Genomic DNA, 19,872 nt, shown 5'->3' on the forward strand with positions numbered 1-19,872 from the left:
GGTTGGTAAGTAATGACAGAATTAATCTCAATTAAAGATTCTTCTAAACATGTAGACCAAGAAGTTAAAATGCATGTTTGGTTAACTGATAAACGATCAAGTGGTAAGATTATCTTCTTACAATTACGTGATGGAACAGCATTTTTCCAAGGTGTTATTCGTAAGAATGATGTTTCTGAAGAAGTTTTTGAAGCAGCTAAATCTTTGCGTCAAGAAGCTAGTTTTTACATCACTGGTACTGTTCACGAAGATAAGCGCTCACACTTTGGCTATGAAATTCAAATTTCAGATTTAGAAATTGTTTCTAACAATGAAGGTTACCCAATTGGTAATAAGGAACATGGTGTTGATTTCTTACTTGATAATCGTCATTTATGGTTAAGATCTAAGCGTCCATTTGCTATTATGCAAATTAGAAATACTATGTTTAAAGCAACTATTGATTTCTTCGAAAAAGAAGGATTCATTAAGTTTGATGCGCCTATCTTTATGCACTCTGCTCCAGAAGGTACTACTCAATTATTCCACGTTGAGTACTTCAACAATGATGCTTACTTGTCACAATCTGGTCAATTATATGGTGAAGCTGGTGCGATGGCTTACGGAAAAATCTTTACTTTTGGACCAACATTTAGAGCAGAAGAATCTAAGGGCCGTCGTCATATGACAGAGTTCTGGATGATGGAACCAGAGATGGCATGGATGCACCAAGACGAATCTTTAGATATCCAAGAAAGATACTTGGCTTACATGGTTAAACAAGTTCTTGAAAATAATGAATATGAATTAAAGATCTTAGGTAGAGATCCTGAAAAATTACGTCCAACTACTGAAGGTAACTTTACTCGTCTTTCATATGATGATGCTATTAAAATGCTTCAAGAAGCTGGTCGTGATATTAAATGGGGTGACGACTTTGGTGCACCTGACGAAGGATATATTTCAGAACAATTTGATCGTCCAGTCTTCATCGTTAACTACCCAACCACAATTAAGCCGTTCTACATGAAGAAAAATCCTGATAATCCTAAGGAATACCTATGTGCTGATGTAATTGCACCTGAAGGATATGGTGAAATTTTTGGTGGTTCTGAACGTGAAGGTAGCTACGAAATTTTGAAACAACAAATTGAAGAAGCAGGTCTTAACTTAGAGGATTACCAATGGTACCTTGACTTGCGTAAATTCGGTGGTGTTCCTCACTCTGGATTTGGTATGGGATTTGAACGTACAATCGCTTGGATTTGTAAGTTAGATCACATTCGTGAAGCTATTCCATTCCCAAGATTGATTAACAGAATGCAACCATAATTGATAATCTAATATCATAAATATAAAAAGTTGAACTATTTTAGTTCAACTTTTTTTGAAAGGAAAATTATATGGCGTCTTTTTCGGCTATTCAAAATGAAGGTTTTACGGTTATTTCTAATAGTCTTTTACGTTACTACCCCTCTTTAAAAATATCTGAAACTGAAGTAATGCTATTATTGCAGCTAGAATCTTTCAAACAGGAGAAAAAGTTTTTCCCTAGCGATAACAATTTATCAGAGAGAATGAATTTATCTCCGATTGAAATTTCCCAGCTAATTCAAAACTTAATTGATAAGGATTTAATTGAATTGGGGCAAAAAAGAGATAGGGAAGGCCGCATAACTAATTTCTATGATTTAAATCATTTATATCAGAAATTAGATACGCTTATTGATGAAAGGGAAGAATCTTATCAAGATCAAGCTACTTTTAAATCCTCTACATCTACTCAACAATCCGCAAATCCAATTCAAGAGTTAGTAAGGCAATTTGAGATAGAATTTGGCCGTTTATTGAGCCCAATTGAAAAACAAGAAATTGCTGCTTGGATTAATATTGATCACTATGATCCAGAAATAGTCAAACTCGCTCTTAGAGAAGCCATTTTAGCGCAGGTATATAATTTTAAATATGTTGACAGAATCCTACTAAATTGGCAGCGCCATGGCCTTACTACGCTAGATCAAATTAAAAATTTTCTTCAAAGAAACTAGGTAACTAATTATGGAAGAATTATTATCAGATGATGAAGCACGGTTGGTTTTAAAAAGAATTCTTTCTTTATATCCAGATGCTAAAGGGGAATTGAATTGGGACACAAAGTTTCACCTATTATGTGCTGTTTTAATGAGTGCCCAGACCACCGATAAAATGGTTAATAGAACTACACCTAAATTCTTTAAGGACTATCCAGATAGTGCCACTTTGGCCCAAGCAAATATTGAAGATATTGAAAATCACATTCGTACAATTGGTTTATATCGTACAAAAGCTAAGCATTTAAAAGAGACAGCACAAATTATTACCGAAAAATTTGATGGTCAGATTCCGAAAGACAAAAAGATTTTGATGACCTTACCTGGCGTGGGGGAAAAGACAGCTAATGTTGTTTTAGCAGAAGGCTTCAAAGTACCAGCAATTGCAGTAGATACACATGTATCTCGTATTTCTAAAAGATTTAATATCGTTAGTGCAAAAGCGACTCCTCATGAAGTAGAGAAGCGGCTTGAAGAATTGCTTCCAAAAGAAGAATGGATTCATACTCATCATGCTATGATTTTATTCGGCAGATATACAATGCCCGCTCGGACTAAAAATCAAGATCCATATTCTTTCTTACCACCGTTAAACTAATAAATAATATAAAAAAGATCCCAAAAGTCATTAAAACGACTTTGGGATCTTTTATTTTAGTTTAATTTCAATTATTGATTATTATTGGAGTTATTTCCCTGATTTTGTTGTTGATTTTGATTGTTACCCTGATTATTTGTATTCTGATTCTGTTGTGAATTATTGTTATTATTTTCTGGTTGTTTTTCAGTCTGGCGATTATTATTTTGAGTTTGCGTATTGGAGTTGTTGTTAGAAGTAGAAGAAGATTGTCTTTGACTTGAAGATTGTTCAGCACGACTCGATGATGAAGAACTACTGCTTTGGGAACGAGATTGTCCCTTAGAAGAAGTATCATCTTCTGTATCAACTCGTGTATCAATATCGTCGTCTTCCTCTTTTCGTCTATCAACAGTCACATCACTATACGGATTACTTGGTGCGTGACCTTTAACAAATAGTTGCCAGCTAGAATTACTTGCATTCGGAGAAACGACTTTATCTTGGGTACCATTAGCAATTCTGCGTCTAACAACTGTGCTTGGTTTTGACCAGTCTTTATTAGCTTTATCACTCATTAAATATGACATCATTTGCTTATATAGAAGTTGAGCAGACAATGAGCCAACACCTGAAGGAGTACCATCTTTAAGATTATCATACCCTGTCCAAATTCCCATTGAATAGAGTTTGGTATAACCAACAAACCAAGAATCTTTTGGTGAATTTTTGTATTGAGGATATCTTACTAACTCTTCATCAGAATATTTAACTGATCCTGTTTTACCAGCTTCATATAAGTTTCTAATACGTGCCTGTGTACCTAACCCCTTAGTCAAAACACCTTTAAGCATATCAGTCATAATGTAGGCAGTTGATTCCTTCATTACTCTTGTACCAGTACTATCGTAGTTTCTAGTCAAGCCATCTGGAGTTTCAATCTTAGAAACAAATTGTGGTTTGTGGTAAATACCGTCATTAGCAAATGCACCAAATGCGCCTGCCATTTGAAGAGAGGAGGCATTAGCACCAATTGCAACTGAAAGGCCGGAATCAGAAGGAACATTAACCCCAAGCTTTCTTGCAAAAAGGGAAGCTCTTGCAACTCCAACCTTGCTTAAAGTTTTAACAGCTGGAACATTTCTAGACTGTTCGAGAGCGTAACGCATAGTCATTTTACTCTCATATTTATTATCCCAGTCATAAAGTTGAATGTTAGTACCAGGGTAAACATATTTAGAGTCATCTAACATATGAGAAGTTGGCCAGTTAAGATACTCAATTGCAGGACCATAATCTAATACAGGCTTAACACTAGAACCAGTTGAACGACCAGTTTGAACAGCACGATTTAAACCTAATTGAACTGCAGGAAGTTTACGGCCACCAATAATGGCAATAACATGGCCAGTTCGAGGATCAATAATTGTAGCTCCAACTTGCATCTTATCATTAGTAAATGGAACAGAACCATCATTTACTAAATCATAAAGCTTTTGTTGAGCATCTTGATCAATATTAACCGTAATCTTCAAATTATCGTTGTATGGATTAAAGCCCTTACTCTTAACTTCATTAATTACTTCTTTGATGTATGGATCATCTACTTTTCGTAATTCAGAAGTAGATTTACTCTTCTTAGGCTGCAAGCCTTGGGTAATTGGCTCATTAACTGCTTGTTTATATTGAGCTTTTGAAATTTTATCGTTTCTGAGCATTGCTTTTAATACAATATCTCGTCTATATTTTGCTTTTTCTGGATAAACATATGGATCATATGTAACCGGGGCATTCGGCATCCCAGCAAGTAGAGCAGTCTGAGCTAAATCAAGATCCTTTAGATCTTTACCATAGTAATAGTCAGCTGCTGTACCCATCCCATAGTTACCATAGTTCATATAAACTTTATTAATATAAAATTCCAAGATTTGTTCTTTGCTAAATTCTCTTTCTACCTTCATTGAAAGCCATGCTTCTTGAGCTTTTCTACGAAGGGTTCTTTGAGAAGCGGCAGTGGAGAAGACCGATAACTTAACTAATTGTTGAGTAATAGTTGATCCACCAGCAGCTACGCCTTTACTTTTAGCATTAACTAAGACAGACCCAATAATTCTAATTGGATCGAGTCCAATGCCTTCTTTATAAAAACGCCTATCTTCAACAGAGACAATGGCATTTTTAAGTTCTTTAGGGATTTCATTATTATCAACATAGGTTCTTTTTTCTGACCCTAGAGAAAGAAGAAATTTTCCATCACGAGTATACAGACTACTTGTACCACCACTTTGAAGTTGAGCCTGGGAGATGCTTGGAGCGTCTTTAGCATAGTATGCAAATAAACCCACTCCAGAAACAACTACTAACATTGCTACGATAAAGAACCACTTGATTATTTGTAGCCAAATTCGTTTACGAGGCTTACCTTTTGGGTGAAGCTTAGCCATTCTAGAATTACTTGGCCTTTGATTATTATCTGCCATTCTTTTGTTCCTATCTATCTATAAAATTATCGATTGCATCCAAGTATGGGAGAGTTGGGCGAAATCCACTTTTAATCTCAATTGAATTATCAATTAACTCTTGCAAGGTCATTGAACTCTTATATGGTGTCTTCCAAGCTTCAATCACAAAACTAGCAGGAGTTACAAAATATCGATTAAGAGTTACAAAGCGAATAATCGTAAAGCAAATTCCTTTTTGCTTTAAACATCTTTCAAGATGAATAATTTGGTGTTCATGGAAGTTCTTTAAAGGAAATAAGCTCTTATTTCTCGTTTCCTTAGCTTCAAAGTCCAAATAGCGTCCTTGATATACGCCATTATAGTCAGTTGTAGAAGCTTGCCTGAAGTAGGCTTCTTTTATAACTGCACGGGATCGTTTAGGATAGTCTACTTTAACAATCTGGACTGGGGTTGGCTTTTTATGAACAACGGCAATATCTTCAAGAAGATAATACTTATTAGACTCATTGATTTGTTGTTCTAGGCTCATTCCACGATCAGAAAATACAACATCTTTACGATGTTTTTGCTTTCTTGGATGTAAAAGGTCAGTTTGATCTTTAGTATAATGTGTTAAACTGCCTGTTGGATATTTTACCATCAAAATCACTCCTGTTTAGCATTATAGCAAAGATTTTAAATCATTTTTAGAGAAAGGAAGGATCAGAATGAAGCGACTATGGGTTACCGGATATCGTTCTTATGAATTGGGAGTTTTTAGCGATAAAGATCCAAAGTTGACCATAATTAAGTATGCTCTAAGCAATTATCTAAAGAGTTTACTTGAAGAAGGAAAGATTGACTGGGTAATTAGTGGAGCAAACCTTGGAACCGAACAATGGGGCCTAGAAACAGCAATTAGTCTGCAGAATGACTATAGTGTTCATACAGCTTTGATGACACCTTATTTAGAATTTTCAAAAAGATGGAATGATAGTAATCAAATGAAGTATCAAAACCTTACTGAGCAGGTTGATTTTACAGCTTCTACTTCTGACTATCCTTACATGAGGCCAGTGCAGCTTAAAAACTATCAAAATTTTATGTTAGAACACACAGATCGCGCTCTTTTACTTTATGATCCTGAACATCCCGGTAAGCCAAAATATGATTATGAGGCCATTAAAAAGTATCAAGAAAAAAGTGACTATCCACTGGATATAATTGATTTTTATGACTTACAAGAAGCAGCAGAGAAATATGAAGAAAATCATCAAAAGAATTTTTATTGAAAATAAATTTGCTCTTCATTTTTTATATACCTAAGACAATAAGATTTTGTTTAGATAGTATTCCTATTATTGCTTGAAGGATACTTATAACTTATACTAGTTGTATACGATAGAATGAGTGCCATTAAGCTATCAACTAGCTAACATTTTATCGCCTAAATTAAAACAGACATTAGTCTGTAACTAAGGAGTTTAACGAAACCAATGGCAAGTTTAAATGATATTCAATTAAATCCACAAAGTATTTTAAAAAAGCAATTTAGAACAAAAATGAAGGGATATGATTCTGATGAAGTAGATTCATATCTTGATACAATTATTTCAGACTACAGTACTTTTGCGACTATTATTGAAGATTTGCAAACACAAATCAGTGATTTAAAAGCTCAACAAAAACAGCAAACGGCTAAAAGTACTGCACCCAAGTTAGATTTTAAGAATGAAGAAATTGAGGATGATGTTAAGACTTATACTCCTCAGAAAGTACAAAAAGCTGCTGTAAGTAATCTTAATGAAGACAAAGAAGCACCGGAATTAACTACTAATGTTGCTATGATTCAACGTATTTCTACTTTAGAGCGTAAAGTTTACAACCTTGAACAAAGAATGAATCAACAAGATAGAACTTACCAAGCTAATTAAAACTATGGTATAATAATTATTGCAAATTTCGAGCGATCGCGGTTAGCTTATGCTAGCTGAGGAAAGTCCACGCACGCACAAGCTGAGATGCTTGTAGTTTTTGTACTCAGCCCAATAAGCTGGGGAACTTGTTTTTACAAGTTACGGCGGAAAAAGCACTAAATCATTTTTGACATGTGTGACTATCCTGAAAAGTGCCACAGTGACGAAGCAGTGAAGGAAACTTTGCTGGTGGAACGAGGTAAACCCTGCAAGCGGGCAACCCAAATTTGGTAGGGGCGCTTTCGTCTAAGTAAATGAACTAAAGACGAGGTCATTTTTAATGAAGATAGATGGTCGCTGAAAATAGGAATTAACCAAATCCTATTGGAACAGAACGTGGCTTATAGAGATTTGTAGGTTAGGGTTGAGCTTTGGCTCAGCCTTTTTTTATAGAAAAATTTATATAGATAGAGAAAATATAAAATGAAAGAATATACATTATATGCAACAATGGGCGCTGGATTTGAAAGTGTAGTTGCAAAAGAATTAAACAATTTAGGTTATGAAACAACAACTGAAAATGGCCGCGTATTTTTTAAAGGAACCCAAAAAGACATTGTAAGAACTAATCTATGGCTTAGAAGTGCTGACCGCGTAAAGATCTTACTAAAAGAATTTAAGGCCACCAGTTTTGACCAATTATATGATGAAGTTTATAGCTATGATTGGGTAGAATTATTACCGGTAGATGCTCAATTTCCTGTAAAGGGAAGAAGCGTCCGTAGTAAGTTACATTCTGAACCTGATGTTCAATCAATTGTAAAAAAGGCTATTGTAGATAAGTTGACCGATCAATATCGAAGACGTGGATTTTTACCAGAAAGCGGAGCCGAGTATCCGCTAGACATCCATCTTTACAAAGACACTGCACGTTTAAGCTTAGATACTACTGGTCAAAGTTTATTTAAACGTGGCTATCGTGTCGAGCATGGTGGAGCTCCTTTAAAAGAAAATTTTGCAGCAGGTTTGATTGAACTAACTCCTTTTGATGGTTCTCATCCCTTTATTGACCCTATGACTGGATCAGGGACAATTGCAATTGAAGCTGCCCTTAAGGCAAAGAATGTAGCTCCCGGTATTTGGAGAAAATTTGCATTTGATAATTTTGATTGGTTTGATAAGAAATTACATCCCGAATTAGTAGAAGAAGCTAAAGCACAAGAAAAAAAGGAGCATGCTCCAATCTTAGCGAGCGATATTGATCAATCAATTTTAGAAATTGCTAAAGTGAATGCTCATAATGCAGGAGTACTGCAAGATATAAAATTTAAGCAAGTCGCTGTAAAAGACTTTTCAACTGACTTAGAAAATGGAGTTATTGTTGCAAATCCTCCTTATGGTAAACGGCTTAAGGATCGAGAAGCAGCTGAAAAGATCTATGAAGAAATGGGACAAACATTGCGTCCTCTTACTTCTTTTAGTCAGTACTACCTTACATCTGATCCTCAATTTGAAAAATACTTTGGTGCAAAGGCTACTAAGAAGAGAAAATTTTATAATGGTAATTTACGTACCGACTATTATCAATATTGGGCTAATAAGAGATAACAATTATGTTAACGCAAGATAAGAAGACTAGTTTTTGGGTTATTAGTGATACTCATTTAATTGCAGATAGCTTACATGATCATGGACAGGCTTTTTCACAGATGCAAAAAACTAGTCAGGGTAAAGATCTATACTATCAAGAAACTGCTTTAAGCGCATTTGTAAGAATGGCGCAAAAAAAGAAACCGGCCGCAATCATTGTTACGGGGGATGTAACTTTTAATGGTGAAAGAGTGTCAGCAGAAAAATTCGCTGAGATTTTTAAACCTTTAGAAGAAACACAGCTTTTAGTTCTTCCTGGAAACCATGATATTTATGATGGCTGGGCCAGAGAATTCCGCGGAAAGAAACAATACTACGCTGGTCAAATTAGTCCTAGAATGTGGCGTAATATTTTTAAAACATCCTATAAAAATGCAGTTAGTGTTGATGATAAATCTTTAGCTTATAGTGTTCAGCTTAATCCGAATTATTTGTTGATTTTAGCTGATTCTAATGACTACGGTAAAGAAGAAGCTACTACTGCCCCTGCTACAGCTGGCTTTTTAGGAAGAGAACAACGACGCTGGATTAAGGCACAACTTCAATATGCTAGTGAGAATAATCTTCAAGTGATTTTTTGTATGCATCATAACCTCTATGCCCATAATCCAGCTGTAAACAAAGGATATGTTGTTGATGATTATCGTGAACTGCGTAAGTTATTAGCTCAATATAATGTGAAATTAGTTTTCTCTGGTCATATTCATGCTCAGAATATTATGTTGCCACAAGATCCTTGTCCAGCTACCGAAGTTGTAACTGCTAGTTTTTGCTCCAATGATCAAGGCTATGGGGTAGTTAAGGTTTCGCCGAAAGAAGTTAGTTATACTTGTTATCATTTTAAGATGAAGGACTATTTAACTGACAAAGAAAAACAAAACTGGACTTTAACTCACTTTCATGATTATTTAGAAAATATTCAACTAGGAACTATTTCGGCAGAATTAATGCAGAAAGATCTTTATCAAAATCATTATGATCTAGATACTGTCAGAAAAATGGGACGTCTTTTCGGCGAAATGAATTATCATTTTTTTACTGGAAAGAATCATATTGAAAGTGAAGAATTGCAAAAACTTAAAAAGTCACCAATTTATCAACGTTTAATTGCGGACAACCCACATTATGAATTGTATTTACAAACGTTATACGATATGTCAAATCATGATAACCTACATGTAAAAATTAAATACTAAAGATAAAAAACTCTGACAACTGCTCCTAGTGGCAATTTTCAGAGTTTTTTTAGATATATAGGTGGGTATTTCTAGCTATCATTTTCTTTACTTTTTCTTTACTTTTGTCCACCACATATGTAAAAGATATGCAGATGAAAATGATAGGATCCAGGTTAATAACCAGCAACCAAATAAGGTTAAAAATGGATGGAACTTTGCATGATATTGCATATTTAATCCGCGCCAGACTAACTGATTCCAAAAGACATTAGCAAGATAGGCTCTATAAGCATAAATAGCTAAAAAATGGAATATTCTCAAGTTATTTATTTGTCTTTTACGAACTTGATATAAACAGAAAGCAGCAATTAAGCAAATTACTGCCAAACAGTAAAACGTCATTGATGGTTTATAGTAAGGCGCATTATAGAAATTAAGAGGATAACCGAATTGACTTAATTCATAATTAGTCCAGATGAAGCAAAGAATAAAGATTACTACAATTAACCACCAAAACTTAGTTATAAATTCATTAAAGTACGATCTAAATTGCCAGGCTAAAACACCAAAAACAGCATAAATAAAAAAAGAGATAAATACTCGATCTAATAAATACCAGTTATTTTGATGAACACCATGAAAAACATAATAGTCATAAAATGCTAACCAGGCTAAGTAAAGAATTAAAGTAACAATTGCCACTGCAAAAGCACGTTTAATATTACTTCTTACATAGCGACTAATTGACCAGAAAAACGGCATTAGGATAATAAACTGTAGCATCATCGTGTTATACCATAAGTGAGGGGCTGCATTACCATTAATAAATTGCCAGCAAAAAGTACCAAAGCTATTAAACTTATTTTCTTGCTGAAGCCATGGCATCCCTAATAAATAAATTAAGGTCCACCAAATCGTTGGTACAAAGAGATTGGACCAATTCTTTTGTAGATGCTTGAAGTAAGAGAAATGACCATTTAAGTCACTATTCCTAATAGTCGTGTATAAAATACCAAAAATAAAGGCCGGAGCAGTATATTTAACTAGATTATAAAGAATACCAAAACCAACTTGCGTTTGCTGAGACTGGTGCATATTATTAATAATGCTCATAATTGGTTGTGACATGACCGCCGTACAAGCAAAAACTTTTAAATAGTCACCAATATCTGCAATCTCGTAACTAGAATATTTATATTTTTTCATAATTAGCACCCTTAAGGTTATAAATTAAAAAGAGAAGCAAATTTAATAAAATTCTTGCTTCTCTTAATTATATTAGTTAAATAGTATCAATCTTCAACAACTTTTGACTTAATATCCTTAATCGGCTTGCCATTTTCATCGAAATAAGAATCTAAATCTCTGCCCCAAATCATAGCCATAGTATGTTGTCCTACATGAACACCAACTACCGGTCCGATAATACTTTGATAAATTTTGACCTTAGGAAAACTACTTTCATAATCACTAACCCATTCATTTTCTCTTTCTTCATCATCAGCATGAAAAATTGTCAACTGAATTGGATAGGGCATATCAGAAGTTAAACTATCAAAGTCCTTTTTAATATGATTATAGGCACGCTTATAATGTCTCTCTTTGGCAATCGCTGAAATTTTACCCTCATTTTGAACGTCCATAGATAAGATTGGCTTGATCTTTAAAATAGAACCTACGAAACTAGCGGCATTTGATAAGCGGCCTGTTCTTTTTAAATGATTAAGATTGTCTACCATAAATCTAACATCGGTAGTGTTTCTTAAATCCTTTAAGTCATGCATGATTAAATCAATGTCAGCCCCGGCCTTGACTAGTCGACCAGCTAATATTGCAGCATTAGCTTCTCCTGCACAGGTTATTTTACAATCAAAGGGATGAATATTAATTCTGCTTTCTTCATCAGCTACACTTAAAACATTATTGTAAAAGCTAGAAATACCGCTTGAAAGAGTAATGATAATTAGATCGGTATAACCTTCATTAATATATTTATCAATATATTTTTTTACGGTTCCAGTTGAGGGTTGAGAGGTAGTGGGAAGAGTAGAAGAAGTGCTTAGCTTTTCATAGAATTCATGGAAACCAATATCAATTAAATCCAGATATTCTTTATTATCCCAGATAATTGGAATTGGTAAGACATCAATTCCATATTTCTCGCATTGTTCTTTAGTTAAATAAGATGAACTGTCAGTTAAAACGCCGATTTTCATGTTGTTATTTTCCTCCATATTCTTGTTTAATATTATAGTCTAGAACGCTATTTTAAACAAAAACGTAAATCTGCTTGATTTTTGTTACAATAGAAGTAATTAACAAATAGGGTGTGACCTAAATTCTAAATTATGAAAAAACATTTTATTTTTTTAGGCGCTGCTGGTGTAATTTATTACTCCTGGCTCCTAACACTAATTTTTGTAGCCTTTATTGTCGGGTATGAAAGCAATAAAGCAATTAGCTATCCTGCACTTAGCTTAGGAGCTATTTTTGTGGTTATAGTTATTTATACCTGGTTTAATTCTTATTTTCAGAAAGAAGCAAGTGTTTACTGGCTAAAACTACCATATCGCCAGAAACTTCAGCTTCAAAATTTAAAGATTAAGTGGCAATGGAAGGCATTTGTTGTATATGAAGCAAAGAGTAAGATTAATACTTACTTGCTTTTAGCACTTAAAAGAAAGAAGAAATAAATTTGAAGTCAGATATTAAAATCGCACAAGAAACTAAAGAATTACCTATTACAGAAATTGCAAAAAAAGTTGATCTTCAACCAGATGAAATTGAACTTTATGGTAATGATAAGGCTAAGATTAGCTGGAAGGGAATTAACAGAATTAAACAAAGTAAAGAACTGGGTAAGTTAATTCTTGTTACTTCAATTAGCCCTACACCGGCTGGTGAAGGAAAATCTACTATTACCATTGGTTTAGGGGATGCAATCAGCAACCAACTTCACAAAAATACTTTAATTGCATTAAGAGAACCCTCAATGGGTCCTGTTTTTGGATTAAAAGGTGGTGCAACTGGTGGTGGATATGCACAGATCATCCCAATGGAAGATATTAATTTACACTTTACTGGTGATATGCACGCATTAACTAGTGCAATTGATACTTTGGCTGCTTTAGTTGATAACTATATTTATCAAGATAATAGTCTAGAACTAGATCCTAATCGTATCTTATTAAAACGTGGAATTGACGTTAATGATCGTACTTTAAGAAAAATCACTATCGGACAAGGTTCACGTTTTAATGGAATAGAACATGAAGCTAGCTTCGCAATTACTGTAGCTAATGAATTAATGGCTATTTTATGTTTAGCAACTGATATTGATGACTTGAAAAAGCGCATTGGAAATATGCTAGTTGGCTTTTCTGTGAAAGATGAACCTGTTTATGTTAAAGACTTAGGGTTTGAGGGAGCAATTGCTGCGCTTTTATCAACCGCATTAAAGCCTAACTTAGTTCAAACACTTGAACATACCCCAGCAATTGTTCACGGCGGTCCATTTGCTAACATTGCTCATGGTGCTAATTCAGTAATTGCTACTAATACTGCTTTACACTTAAGCGACTATGTTTTGACTGAAGCTGGTTTTGGAGCAGACCTCGGTGGCCAAAAGTTTATGGATTTTGTTTCTAACCATTTAGATAAACGTCCTGACGCTGTAGTAGTTGTTGCAACCGTAAGAGCATTGAAGTATCAAGCAGAAGAGACAACTGATCACTTAGATGAAGAAAATATTCCAGCTTTAGAAAAAGGTTTTGAGAACTTAAAGCGCCATATGGAAAACATGGCTCATTATGGTGTACCTGTAATTGTACTAATAAATAAATTTGCTAGTGATACTGAACAAGAACTATCAAGATTGAAAGAACTTGTTAAAGCTGGTGGTTTTGAATGTGAAGTAGTCTCTTACCATGATGAAGGATCAAAGGGCGGAATTAAGGCCGCAGAAAAAGTGGTTGAGTTAACTAATAAAGCTAGTGACTTTACCTCAGTATATGAACCTATTGACTCTGTAGAAGAAGAAATTAGTAAAATTGCCCATAATATTTATCATGCCAAGGATATTGAATATTCTGATAAAGCTAAGGATCAATTAGCAGAAATTAAGAAAATGGGTAAAGACAACTTACCAGTAATTATGGCTAAAACACAGTATAGCTTTACTGATAAAAAGAGTATCTTAGGAGCTCCAGAAGATTTTACACTTCATGTTAAGAATTTAGCTCTTAAAAATGGAGCAGGTTTTATTGTGGTAGCTACGGGATCTATTTTAGATATGCCAGGATTGCCAAAACATCCAGCTGCCTTAGATATTGATGTAGATAATAACGGAAAGATTTCAGGATTATTCTAATGAGTAAAGCTAAACAAGCCTTATATCTAATAATTTCTTTATTAGTAATTATTGCAGATCAATTATTAAAGAATTATATAGTTACTAATTTTAAAATTGGTGATGAAAAGACTATTATTCCTGGTGTCCTTTCATTTACATATTTACAAAATGATGGAGCAGCTTGGAATATCTTCAGTGGACAAATGATTTTATTTTATTTAATCAGTATTGCCGCTATTGCAGTTGTAATTTACTATCTTTTTAATCCCAAATATAAAAATGGCCTTTTTGATACAGGATTAGCCTTAGTTTTAGGTGGAATCATTGGTAACTTTATTGATCGTTTGCATCTAAAATATGTAATTGATATGCTGCAACTAGATTTTATTCAATTTAATATCTTTAATATTGCGGACAGCGCAATTACAGTTGGAATTATCTTAGTTTTTATCTATCTAATATTTATAAGCGAAAAAGACTAAAGGACGAAGAGTAAATGACTAAAAATTATAAGTTAGTAATTGATGGAGAAAAAGGACGTTTAGATAAGGTAATCGCTGAGAAAATTAAAGATTTAAGTCGAACTAAGATTAAGGAATTAGTTAATGATAAAAATATTTTAGTTAATAATAAAGCTGAAAAAGTATCTTATAAAGTACAGTCTGGGGATGTAATTGATGTTACTATTCCGCCTGTTAAACCATTATCATTAGAAGCTGAAAACTTACATCTTGATATTGTTTATGAAGATTTGGATGTGATTGTCGTTAATAAGCCTCAAGGGATGGTTGTTCATCCCTCAGCCGGCCATCCAGATCATACCTTAGTCAATGGATTACTTTATCATACACGTGATTTAGCTGATAGTCCTGAAGGGTTTCGTCCAGGGATTGTGCATCGAATTGATAAAGATACCTCTGGTTTATTAATGATAGCTAAAAATGATAGAGCACGTGAAAGTTTAGAAAAGCAATTAGCAGAAAAAATAAATAAAAGAGAATATTTGGCAATTGTTCATGGCAACTTTGAAGTAAAAAATGGCGTAATCAATGCTCCGATTGGTAGAAATCCAAATAGTCGAAAGCAAATGGCGGTTAATCCAAAGGGAAAAGCTGCAGTTACACACTTTACAGTACTAGAGCAATTCAAAAATTATAGTTTAGTCAAATGTGTACTGGAAACGGGCAGAACGCATCAAATTAGAGTGCATATGAAGTACATCGGTCATCCATTAGCTGGCGATCCCTTATATGGCCCAAAGAAAACCTTGTCAGGTCATGGACAATTTTTGCATGCCAAGACTTTGGGGTTTTATCAACCTTCTACAAATGAATGGTTGGAATTTTCTGCACCATTGCCAACAATTTTTGAAAAACAATTAGAGAATTTACGACAAGAAATGAAGCAATAGATTATGAAAAGATATTTAATTCTTGAAGACGGAACTGCATTTTCGGGGCACGGTTTTGGTGCTCCCATTACTGCTACAGGGGAGCTCGGTATTCAAACAAGCAATTTTGGATATCAGGAAGCAATTTCAGACCCTGCCAATTTTGGTAAAATTTTGGCTTTTACTACTCCAATGATTGGTGGAAGTGGTATTAATGCAATCGACTATGAATCAATTGATCCAAGTGTACGTGGCATAATTGCGAATGATATTGCTTTTCATATTTCTGCCAATCCAACTTTTCAAGATTTAAATGATTTTCTAAACGAGAAAAGAATTCCGGCAATCTACGGTGTTGATACCCGCGCTCTAGTTCAAAAATTGAAGAATAAGCGAGTTATTAAAGCGTCTATTATGGATACAGATGATGCACATGCTTTCGATCAAATCAAGGCCCTAGTTTTACCAAAAAATAAAACGGCACAAATATCTACAACGCATCCTTATGCTGCCCCAAATATTGGAAAAACTGTAGCTGTCATTGATCTTGGTTTAAAGCATTCATTACTGCGTTCCCTTTCTTTACGGAAAATTAATAATGTGGTTTTACCATACAATGCATCAATTTACGATATTATTAATCTTCGAGCGGATGCAATTGTTATTTCTAATGGACCAAGTAGAGTAGAAGAAGTTGCACCATTTTTAAAACCAGTATTTGATAAGTTTTACGGAAAATTGCCTATTTTAGGAATTGGCTTAGGCTTTTTGGCAATTAGTAATTATTTAAACCTGGAACTCTTGGACTTAATTCCAGCCTATAATGGCAGCAATTTTCCAGTTATTGAACAAACTAATAATCGAATTTGGCAAACTGCAATGAATATTGATCAATTAGTAGTACCTGATAGTTTATCTTTGAATCTTTCACGTAAATATTTTGATTTAAGGTCGGAGTTATTAGCAGGCTACAGTATCAAAGAAGATAAAGTTTTAGCAACTGCCTTTAATCCAGAAGGCTCACCAGGTAATTTTGATGCAGCCAGCATTTATGATCAGTTTTTAAATATGATGGAGTAGACTATGCCTTTACATAATGAAATTAATAAAGTTCTTGTTATTGGAGCGGGGCCAAGTATTGTTGGAGAAGTATCAGAGCTTGATATTCTTGCTAAACAAGCATTAACAGCTTTTGAAGAAAGTAACGTACAAGTTGTATTGATTAATCCTAATCCTGCAACAGTCACAACAGATCCGCATCCTAATGTAAATGTATATCTTGAACCAATGACGTTGCCTTTTGTGAAGCGAATTATTCGGATGGAGAAGCCGGATGCTATTATTCCGGCTTTTGGGGGTAAGCCAGCTTTAAAACTTACCAGTGAATTATTAGAGTCGGGCATCTTGACTCAAATGAATATTGAGTTACTAACTATTAACAGCTTGGCATTGAGTCTATCAGATCCTCATAATTTCTATAGTTTTCTTAAAGCAAATAAGATTGCGGTGGCCAATCAATGGCTATTAGAAAAAGAGGAGGACTTAAGGCGGGTAATTGAACATGCTCATTTTCCTTTGCTTTTATCAAAAAAGCAGCATTATCGCCCCGATAGCATGATCTCTTTAGAAAATCTAAGTCAATTAGAGCAATACTTCTTAGACGGAGAAGCCGATGATCATTTTAATTGGAAAGATTATCGTTTAACTGAAGATTTATCGAATTGGGAAGAATTAATTTTTGATATTGTTCGGGATAATAATGGAAATTTTGTATTTGTAGGAAATATTGGTAGTTTAGAACCAGTTGGTATTAACTCTTCAGATTCTTTATTAGTAACGCCGATTTTAACTAGAAATAATAATCAAATTCAACGCTTAAGAAATTGCTGTCGAAAGATTGCTAATTGTCTTAATTTACATGGAGCTTTAAGTATTCATTTTGCTGTTAAGCAAAGTGGGGAAGACTTTAATTTTAAAGTATTAAGTATTAAGCCACGTTTGACTCAGAGTAGTTTGCTTTCTTATAGAAGTGGCGTATATTCTATTGGATATGTAACGGCCAAAATTGCACTTGGCTATAATTTAAATGAAATCACTGATCCACAATCTGGAATTTCTGCCGCTGTTGATCCTGTTCAAGATGCTTGCTTTGTAAAATTACCTTATTGGTCTTTCACAGAAGCTGGTTATAATCACTACACTCTTAATAATAAAACCACTTCCGGAGGCCAAGCTTTAGGAATTGGTCGTAACTTTGAAAGTGCATTTTTAAAGGCTCTCCAGTCAACTACTGGTTTTTCTAATAATGTTAAGACCTTTAAAAAGGAATATAAAAAAAGCGAAAAAGAATTATTGCAAGATCTAGCAAAGCCTAATGAAATACACCTAATTACACTATTGGCTGCGATAGCAAAGGGAATTAATTACCATACTCTTCACCAGCTTTTACATATTCATTTAGTATTTTTGCAGAAGTTTAATCATATTTTGATTTTATTAAAGAAATTACGTAATGATGAACTTACGGCTGATTTAATGCTGAAAGTAAAGAAAAATGGTTTTTCTAATCGATTAATTGCTGAAATTACGCAGCAAGATGAAAAATCAATTGCTGATTTATGTAAAAAATGGTCAATTAAGCCTAGCTATATTGAAATTGATGGAACAGCTGGGTTAATCCATCCTAATATTCAAGCTGTTTACAGTAGTTATGGAATTGAAGATGAAATAATACCGCTATCTAATTCGAAAAAATGCCTTCTTTTAGGATTAAAACCATTTCAAGTATCTCTAACTGGTGAGTTTGATTATATGCTCTACCATGCTGCTAAGACCTTAAAAGAGCAAGGAATTAGCCCGGTGATTATTAGTAATAATCCAGAAAGTGTGAGTGCAGCTTATGATGTATGCGATCGAATTTACTTTGAACCAATTACTTTAGAAAATATTCTTGAAGTTGCATGGAAAGAAAATATCAAAGAAGTGGTAACGCAATTTTCTGGCAAACAGATTAATGAGTATCGCAGTTCACTCTTAGAACATGGTCTAACAATTTTAGGTCAGCCTAATTTGAAGGAAATTCTAAGGGAAGATCATGCAGATGAAGTATATCAGGCTGGCGTTAATCCAGTCCCAGCTCTTCAATGCGATAATGAAGAAAGCATTTTAGCTTTTGTTAAAAGAAATGGCTTTCCAGCTTTAATTGGTGGTACAAGTAACGGTAAGAAGCAAAAATCTGCTGTTGTCTTTGATTTACCAGCTTTACAAAGATATATTGCTGAAAATTCATTAGAGCATATGAATGTTTCGAAGTTTATTGAAGGCAAAAAGTATGAAGTGACTGCTATTTCTGATGGTAAAAATGTTACTATTCCCGGAATTATTGAACACTTTGAACAAACCGGTTCACATGCCAGTGACTCCATAGCTGTCTATCGTCCACAAAATCTATCAACTAATGATCAGCGTAGATTACGTGATAGTGCAATTAGTATTGCCACTAAACTTAATTTAAGAGGACCAGTTAACTTACACTTTTTACTAGCTAATGATCAAATCTATTTATTACAAATTAAAAGTTACTCTGGACACAATGTAGCTTTTCTAACTAAAGCACTAAAAAAAGATATTACAGCTATAACAATGAAAGTTTTGTTAGGAAGTACATTGTCTGAATTAGATCTTCCAAGCGATATTTGGCCATCAAATGACTTGATTCACGTTAAAATGCCAGTCTTTTCTTATTTATCATATAGTAGTGAAAATACCTTTGATTCTAAGATGAAGACCTCTGGTAGTGTGATGGGCCGAGCCAAGCATTTGCCAACTGCATTGTTTAAAGGATATGAAGGCAGTGATTTAATGATTTCAACATATGGTACTGTCTTTATTTCGGTTAAAGATTCTGAAAAACATAGTGCAATTAAAATAGCTGTCCGCTTCCATCAGTTAGGTTTTAAACTGTTAGCAACTGAAGGTACTGCAAATGTATTAGCTGAAGAGGGAATAACAACAGGAATTATTGAAAAAGTTCAAGAGGGAAGTAATAGCTTACTTGAAAAAATAAAGCAGCACCGAATTAATCTAGTAATCAATGTAACCAGTTTATCCGACTCTGCTAGTCATGATGCAATTATGATTAAAGATGCAGCTTTAAGCACACATATTCCTGTTTTTTCTAGTTTACAATCAGCGCAAGATGTTTTAATAGTACTTGAAACTTTAGCAATGACTACTCAACCTTTGTAAAATTAAATATTATTTATTATGTAAATTTATAGAATATATAAAAAGCGCTCAT

17 protein-coding genes and 1 other RNA gene are annotated in these 19,872 nt (G+C 34.1%); 14 read left to right on the forward strand and 4 right to left on the reverse strand.

What is annotated here, in order from left to right:
• Nucleotides 1-12: 12 nt before the first annotated feature.
• From asnS to nth, 3 genes are all read left to right on the forward strand, one after another.
• A complete protein-coding gene (gene asnS, locus CP370_RS04000; protein WP_087712998.1) occupies nucleotides 13-1,311 on the forward strand; it encodes an asparagine--tRNA ligase in 1,299 nt (432 codons plus the stop codon).
• Between the two features lie 71 nt (nucleotides 1,312-1,382).
• On the forward strand, nucleotides 1,383-2,027 hold the full coding sequence (locus CP370_RS04005) for a DnaD domain protein (protein ID WP_087285140.1): 645 nt from the start codon (nucleotides 1,383-1,385) through the stop codon (nucleotides 2,025-2,027).
• A gap of 10 nt (nucleotides 2,028-2,037) precedes the next feature.
• The gene (nth, locus tag CP370_RS04010) at nucleotides 2,038-2,667 is read left to right on the forward strand and encodes an endonuclease III (RefSeq protein WP_012846145.1); all 630 of its coding nucleotides are present in this window, start codon (nucleotides 2,038-2,040) and stop codon (nucleotides 2,665-2,667) included.
• 71 nt (nucleotides 2,668-2,738) lie between these two features.
• Here nth and CP370_RS04015 read toward each other — a convergent pair whose 3' ends face one another.
• A complete protein-coding gene (locus CP370_RS04015) occupies nucleotides 2,739-5,126 on the reverse strand; it encodes a PBP1A family penicillin-binding protein (protein ID WP_087712996.1) in 2,388 nt (795 codons plus the stop codon).
• 10 nt (nucleotides 5,127-5,136) lie between these two features.
• The gene (gene recU, locus CP370_RS04020) at nucleotides 5,137-5,748 is read right to left on the reverse strand and encodes a Holliday junction resolvase RecU (protein ID WP_087712995.1); all 612 of its coding nucleotides are present in this window, start codon (nucleotides 5,746-5,748) and stop codon (nucleotides 5,137-5,139) included.
• 67 nt (nucleotides 5,749-5,815) lie between these two features.
• On the opposite strand from recU, the gene CP370_RS04025 reads away from it, so the two are divergent.
• From CP370_RS04025 to CP370_RS04045, 5 genes are all read left to right on the forward strand, one after another.
• Entirely contained in the window at nucleotides 5,816-6,379 is a 564-nt protein-coding gene (locus tag CP370_RS04025; RefSeq protein ID WP_087712994.1) for a DUF1273 domain-containing protein, read from the forward strand.
• Nucleotides 6,380-6,583: 204 nt separating this feature from the next.
• A complete protein-coding gene (locus CP370_RS04030) occupies nucleotides 6,584-7,021 on the forward strand; it encodes a DivIVA domain-containing protein (protein WP_012846149.1) in 438 nt (145 codons plus the stop codon).
• Nucleotides 7,022-7,045: 24 nt separating this feature from the next.
• An RNA gene (gene rnpB / locus CP370_RS04035) (RNase P RNA component class B) lies at nucleotides 7,046-7,412 on the forward strand.
• Between the two features lie 74 nt (nucleotides 7,413-7,486).
• Nucleotides 7,487-8,611, forward strand: coding sequence for a class I SAM-dependent RNA methyltransferase (locus tag CP370_RS04040; protein WP_087712993.1), 1,125 nt, complete (start codon nucleotides 7,487-7,489; stop codon nucleotides 8,609-8,611).
• A 5-nt stretch (nucleotides 8,612-8,616) separates the two neighbouring features.
• Nucleotides 8,617-9,849, forward strand: coding sequence for a metallophosphoesterase (locus tag CP370_RS04045; protein ID WP_087712992.1), 1,233 nt, complete (start codon nucleotides 8,617-8,619; stop codon nucleotides 9,847-9,849).
• 87 nt (nucleotides 9,850-9,936) lie between these two features.
• Here the strand turns inward: CP370_RS04045 and CP370_RS04050 are convergent, their stop codons facing one another.
• Nucleotides 9,937-11,037 carry an acyltransferase family protein gene (locus tag CP370_RS04050; RefSeq protein WP_143445666.1) on the reverse strand — a complete coding sequence of 367 codons (1,101 nt, stop codon included), beginning with the start codon at nucleotides 11,035-11,037 and terminating at the stop codon, nucleotides 9,937-9,939.
• A gap of 86 nt (nucleotides 11,038-11,123) precedes the next feature.
• Entirely contained in the window at nucleotides 11,124-12,047 is a 924-nt protein-coding gene (locus CP370_RS04055) for a DegV family protein (RefSeq protein ID WP_087712991.1), read from the reverse strand.
• A 132-nt stretch (nucleotides 12,048-12,179) separates the two neighbouring features.
• Between CP370_RS04055 and CP370_RS04060 the strand changes: the two genes are divergently transcribed.
• Genes CP370_RS04060 through CP370_RS04085 form a run of 6 tightly spaced genes read left to right on the forward strand, consistent with a single transcriptional unit; the run spans nucleotide 12,180 to nucleotide 19,820 of the window.
• Nucleotides 12,180-12,524 carry a hypothetical protein gene (locus CP370_RS04060; protein WP_087712990.1) on the forward strand — a complete coding sequence of 115 codons (345 nt, stop codon included), beginning with the start codon at nucleotides 12,180-12,182 and terminating at the stop codon, nucleotides 12,522-12,524.
• A complete protein-coding gene (locus tag CP370_RS04065) occupies nucleotides 12,521-14,200 on the forward strand; it encodes a formate--tetrahydrofolate ligase (protein WP_180707248.1) in 1,680 nt (559 codons plus the stop codon). The genes CP370_RS04060 and CP370_RS04065 overlap by 4 nt, the downstream gene beginning before the upstream one ends.
• On the forward strand, nucleotides 14,200-14,664 hold the full coding sequence (gene lspA / locus CP370_RS04070) for a signal peptidase II (protein WP_004894860.1): 465 nt from the start codon (nucleotides 14,200-14,202) through the stop codon (nucleotides 14,662-14,664). The genes CP370_RS04065 and lspA overlap by 1 nt, the downstream gene beginning before the upstream one ends.
• 14 nt (nucleotides 14,665-14,678) lie before the next feature.
• On the forward strand, nucleotides 14,679-15,593 hold the full coding sequence (locus CP370_RS04075) for an RluA family pseudouridine synthase (RefSeq protein ID WP_087712988.1): 915 nt from the start codon (nucleotides 14,679-14,681) through the stop codon (nucleotides 15,591-15,593).
• A gap of 3 nt (nucleotides 15,594-15,596) precedes the next feature.
• Nucleotides 15,597-16,652, forward strand: a complete 1,056-nt coding sequence (locus CP370_RS04080; protein WP_012846158.1) for a carbamoyl phosphate synthase small subunit — start codon at nucleotides 15,597-15,599, stop codon at nucleotides 16,650-16,652.
• A gap of 3 nt (nucleotides 16,653-16,655) precedes the next feature.
• Nucleotides 16,656-19,820 carry a carbamoyl phosphate synthase large subunit gene (locus CP370_RS04085; RefSeq protein WP_087712987.1) on the forward strand — a complete coding sequence of 1,055 codons (3,165 nt, stop codon included), beginning with the start codon at nucleotides 16,656-16,658 and terminating at the stop codon, nucleotides 19,818-19,820.
• Nucleotides 19,821-19,872 lie beyond the last annotated feature (52 nt).

Origin of the sequence: Lactobacillus sp. UMNPBX19, assembly GCF_002553805.1 — a bacterium.
GTDB lineage: Bacteria > Bacillota > Bacilli > Lactobacillales > Lactobacillaceae > Lactobacillus.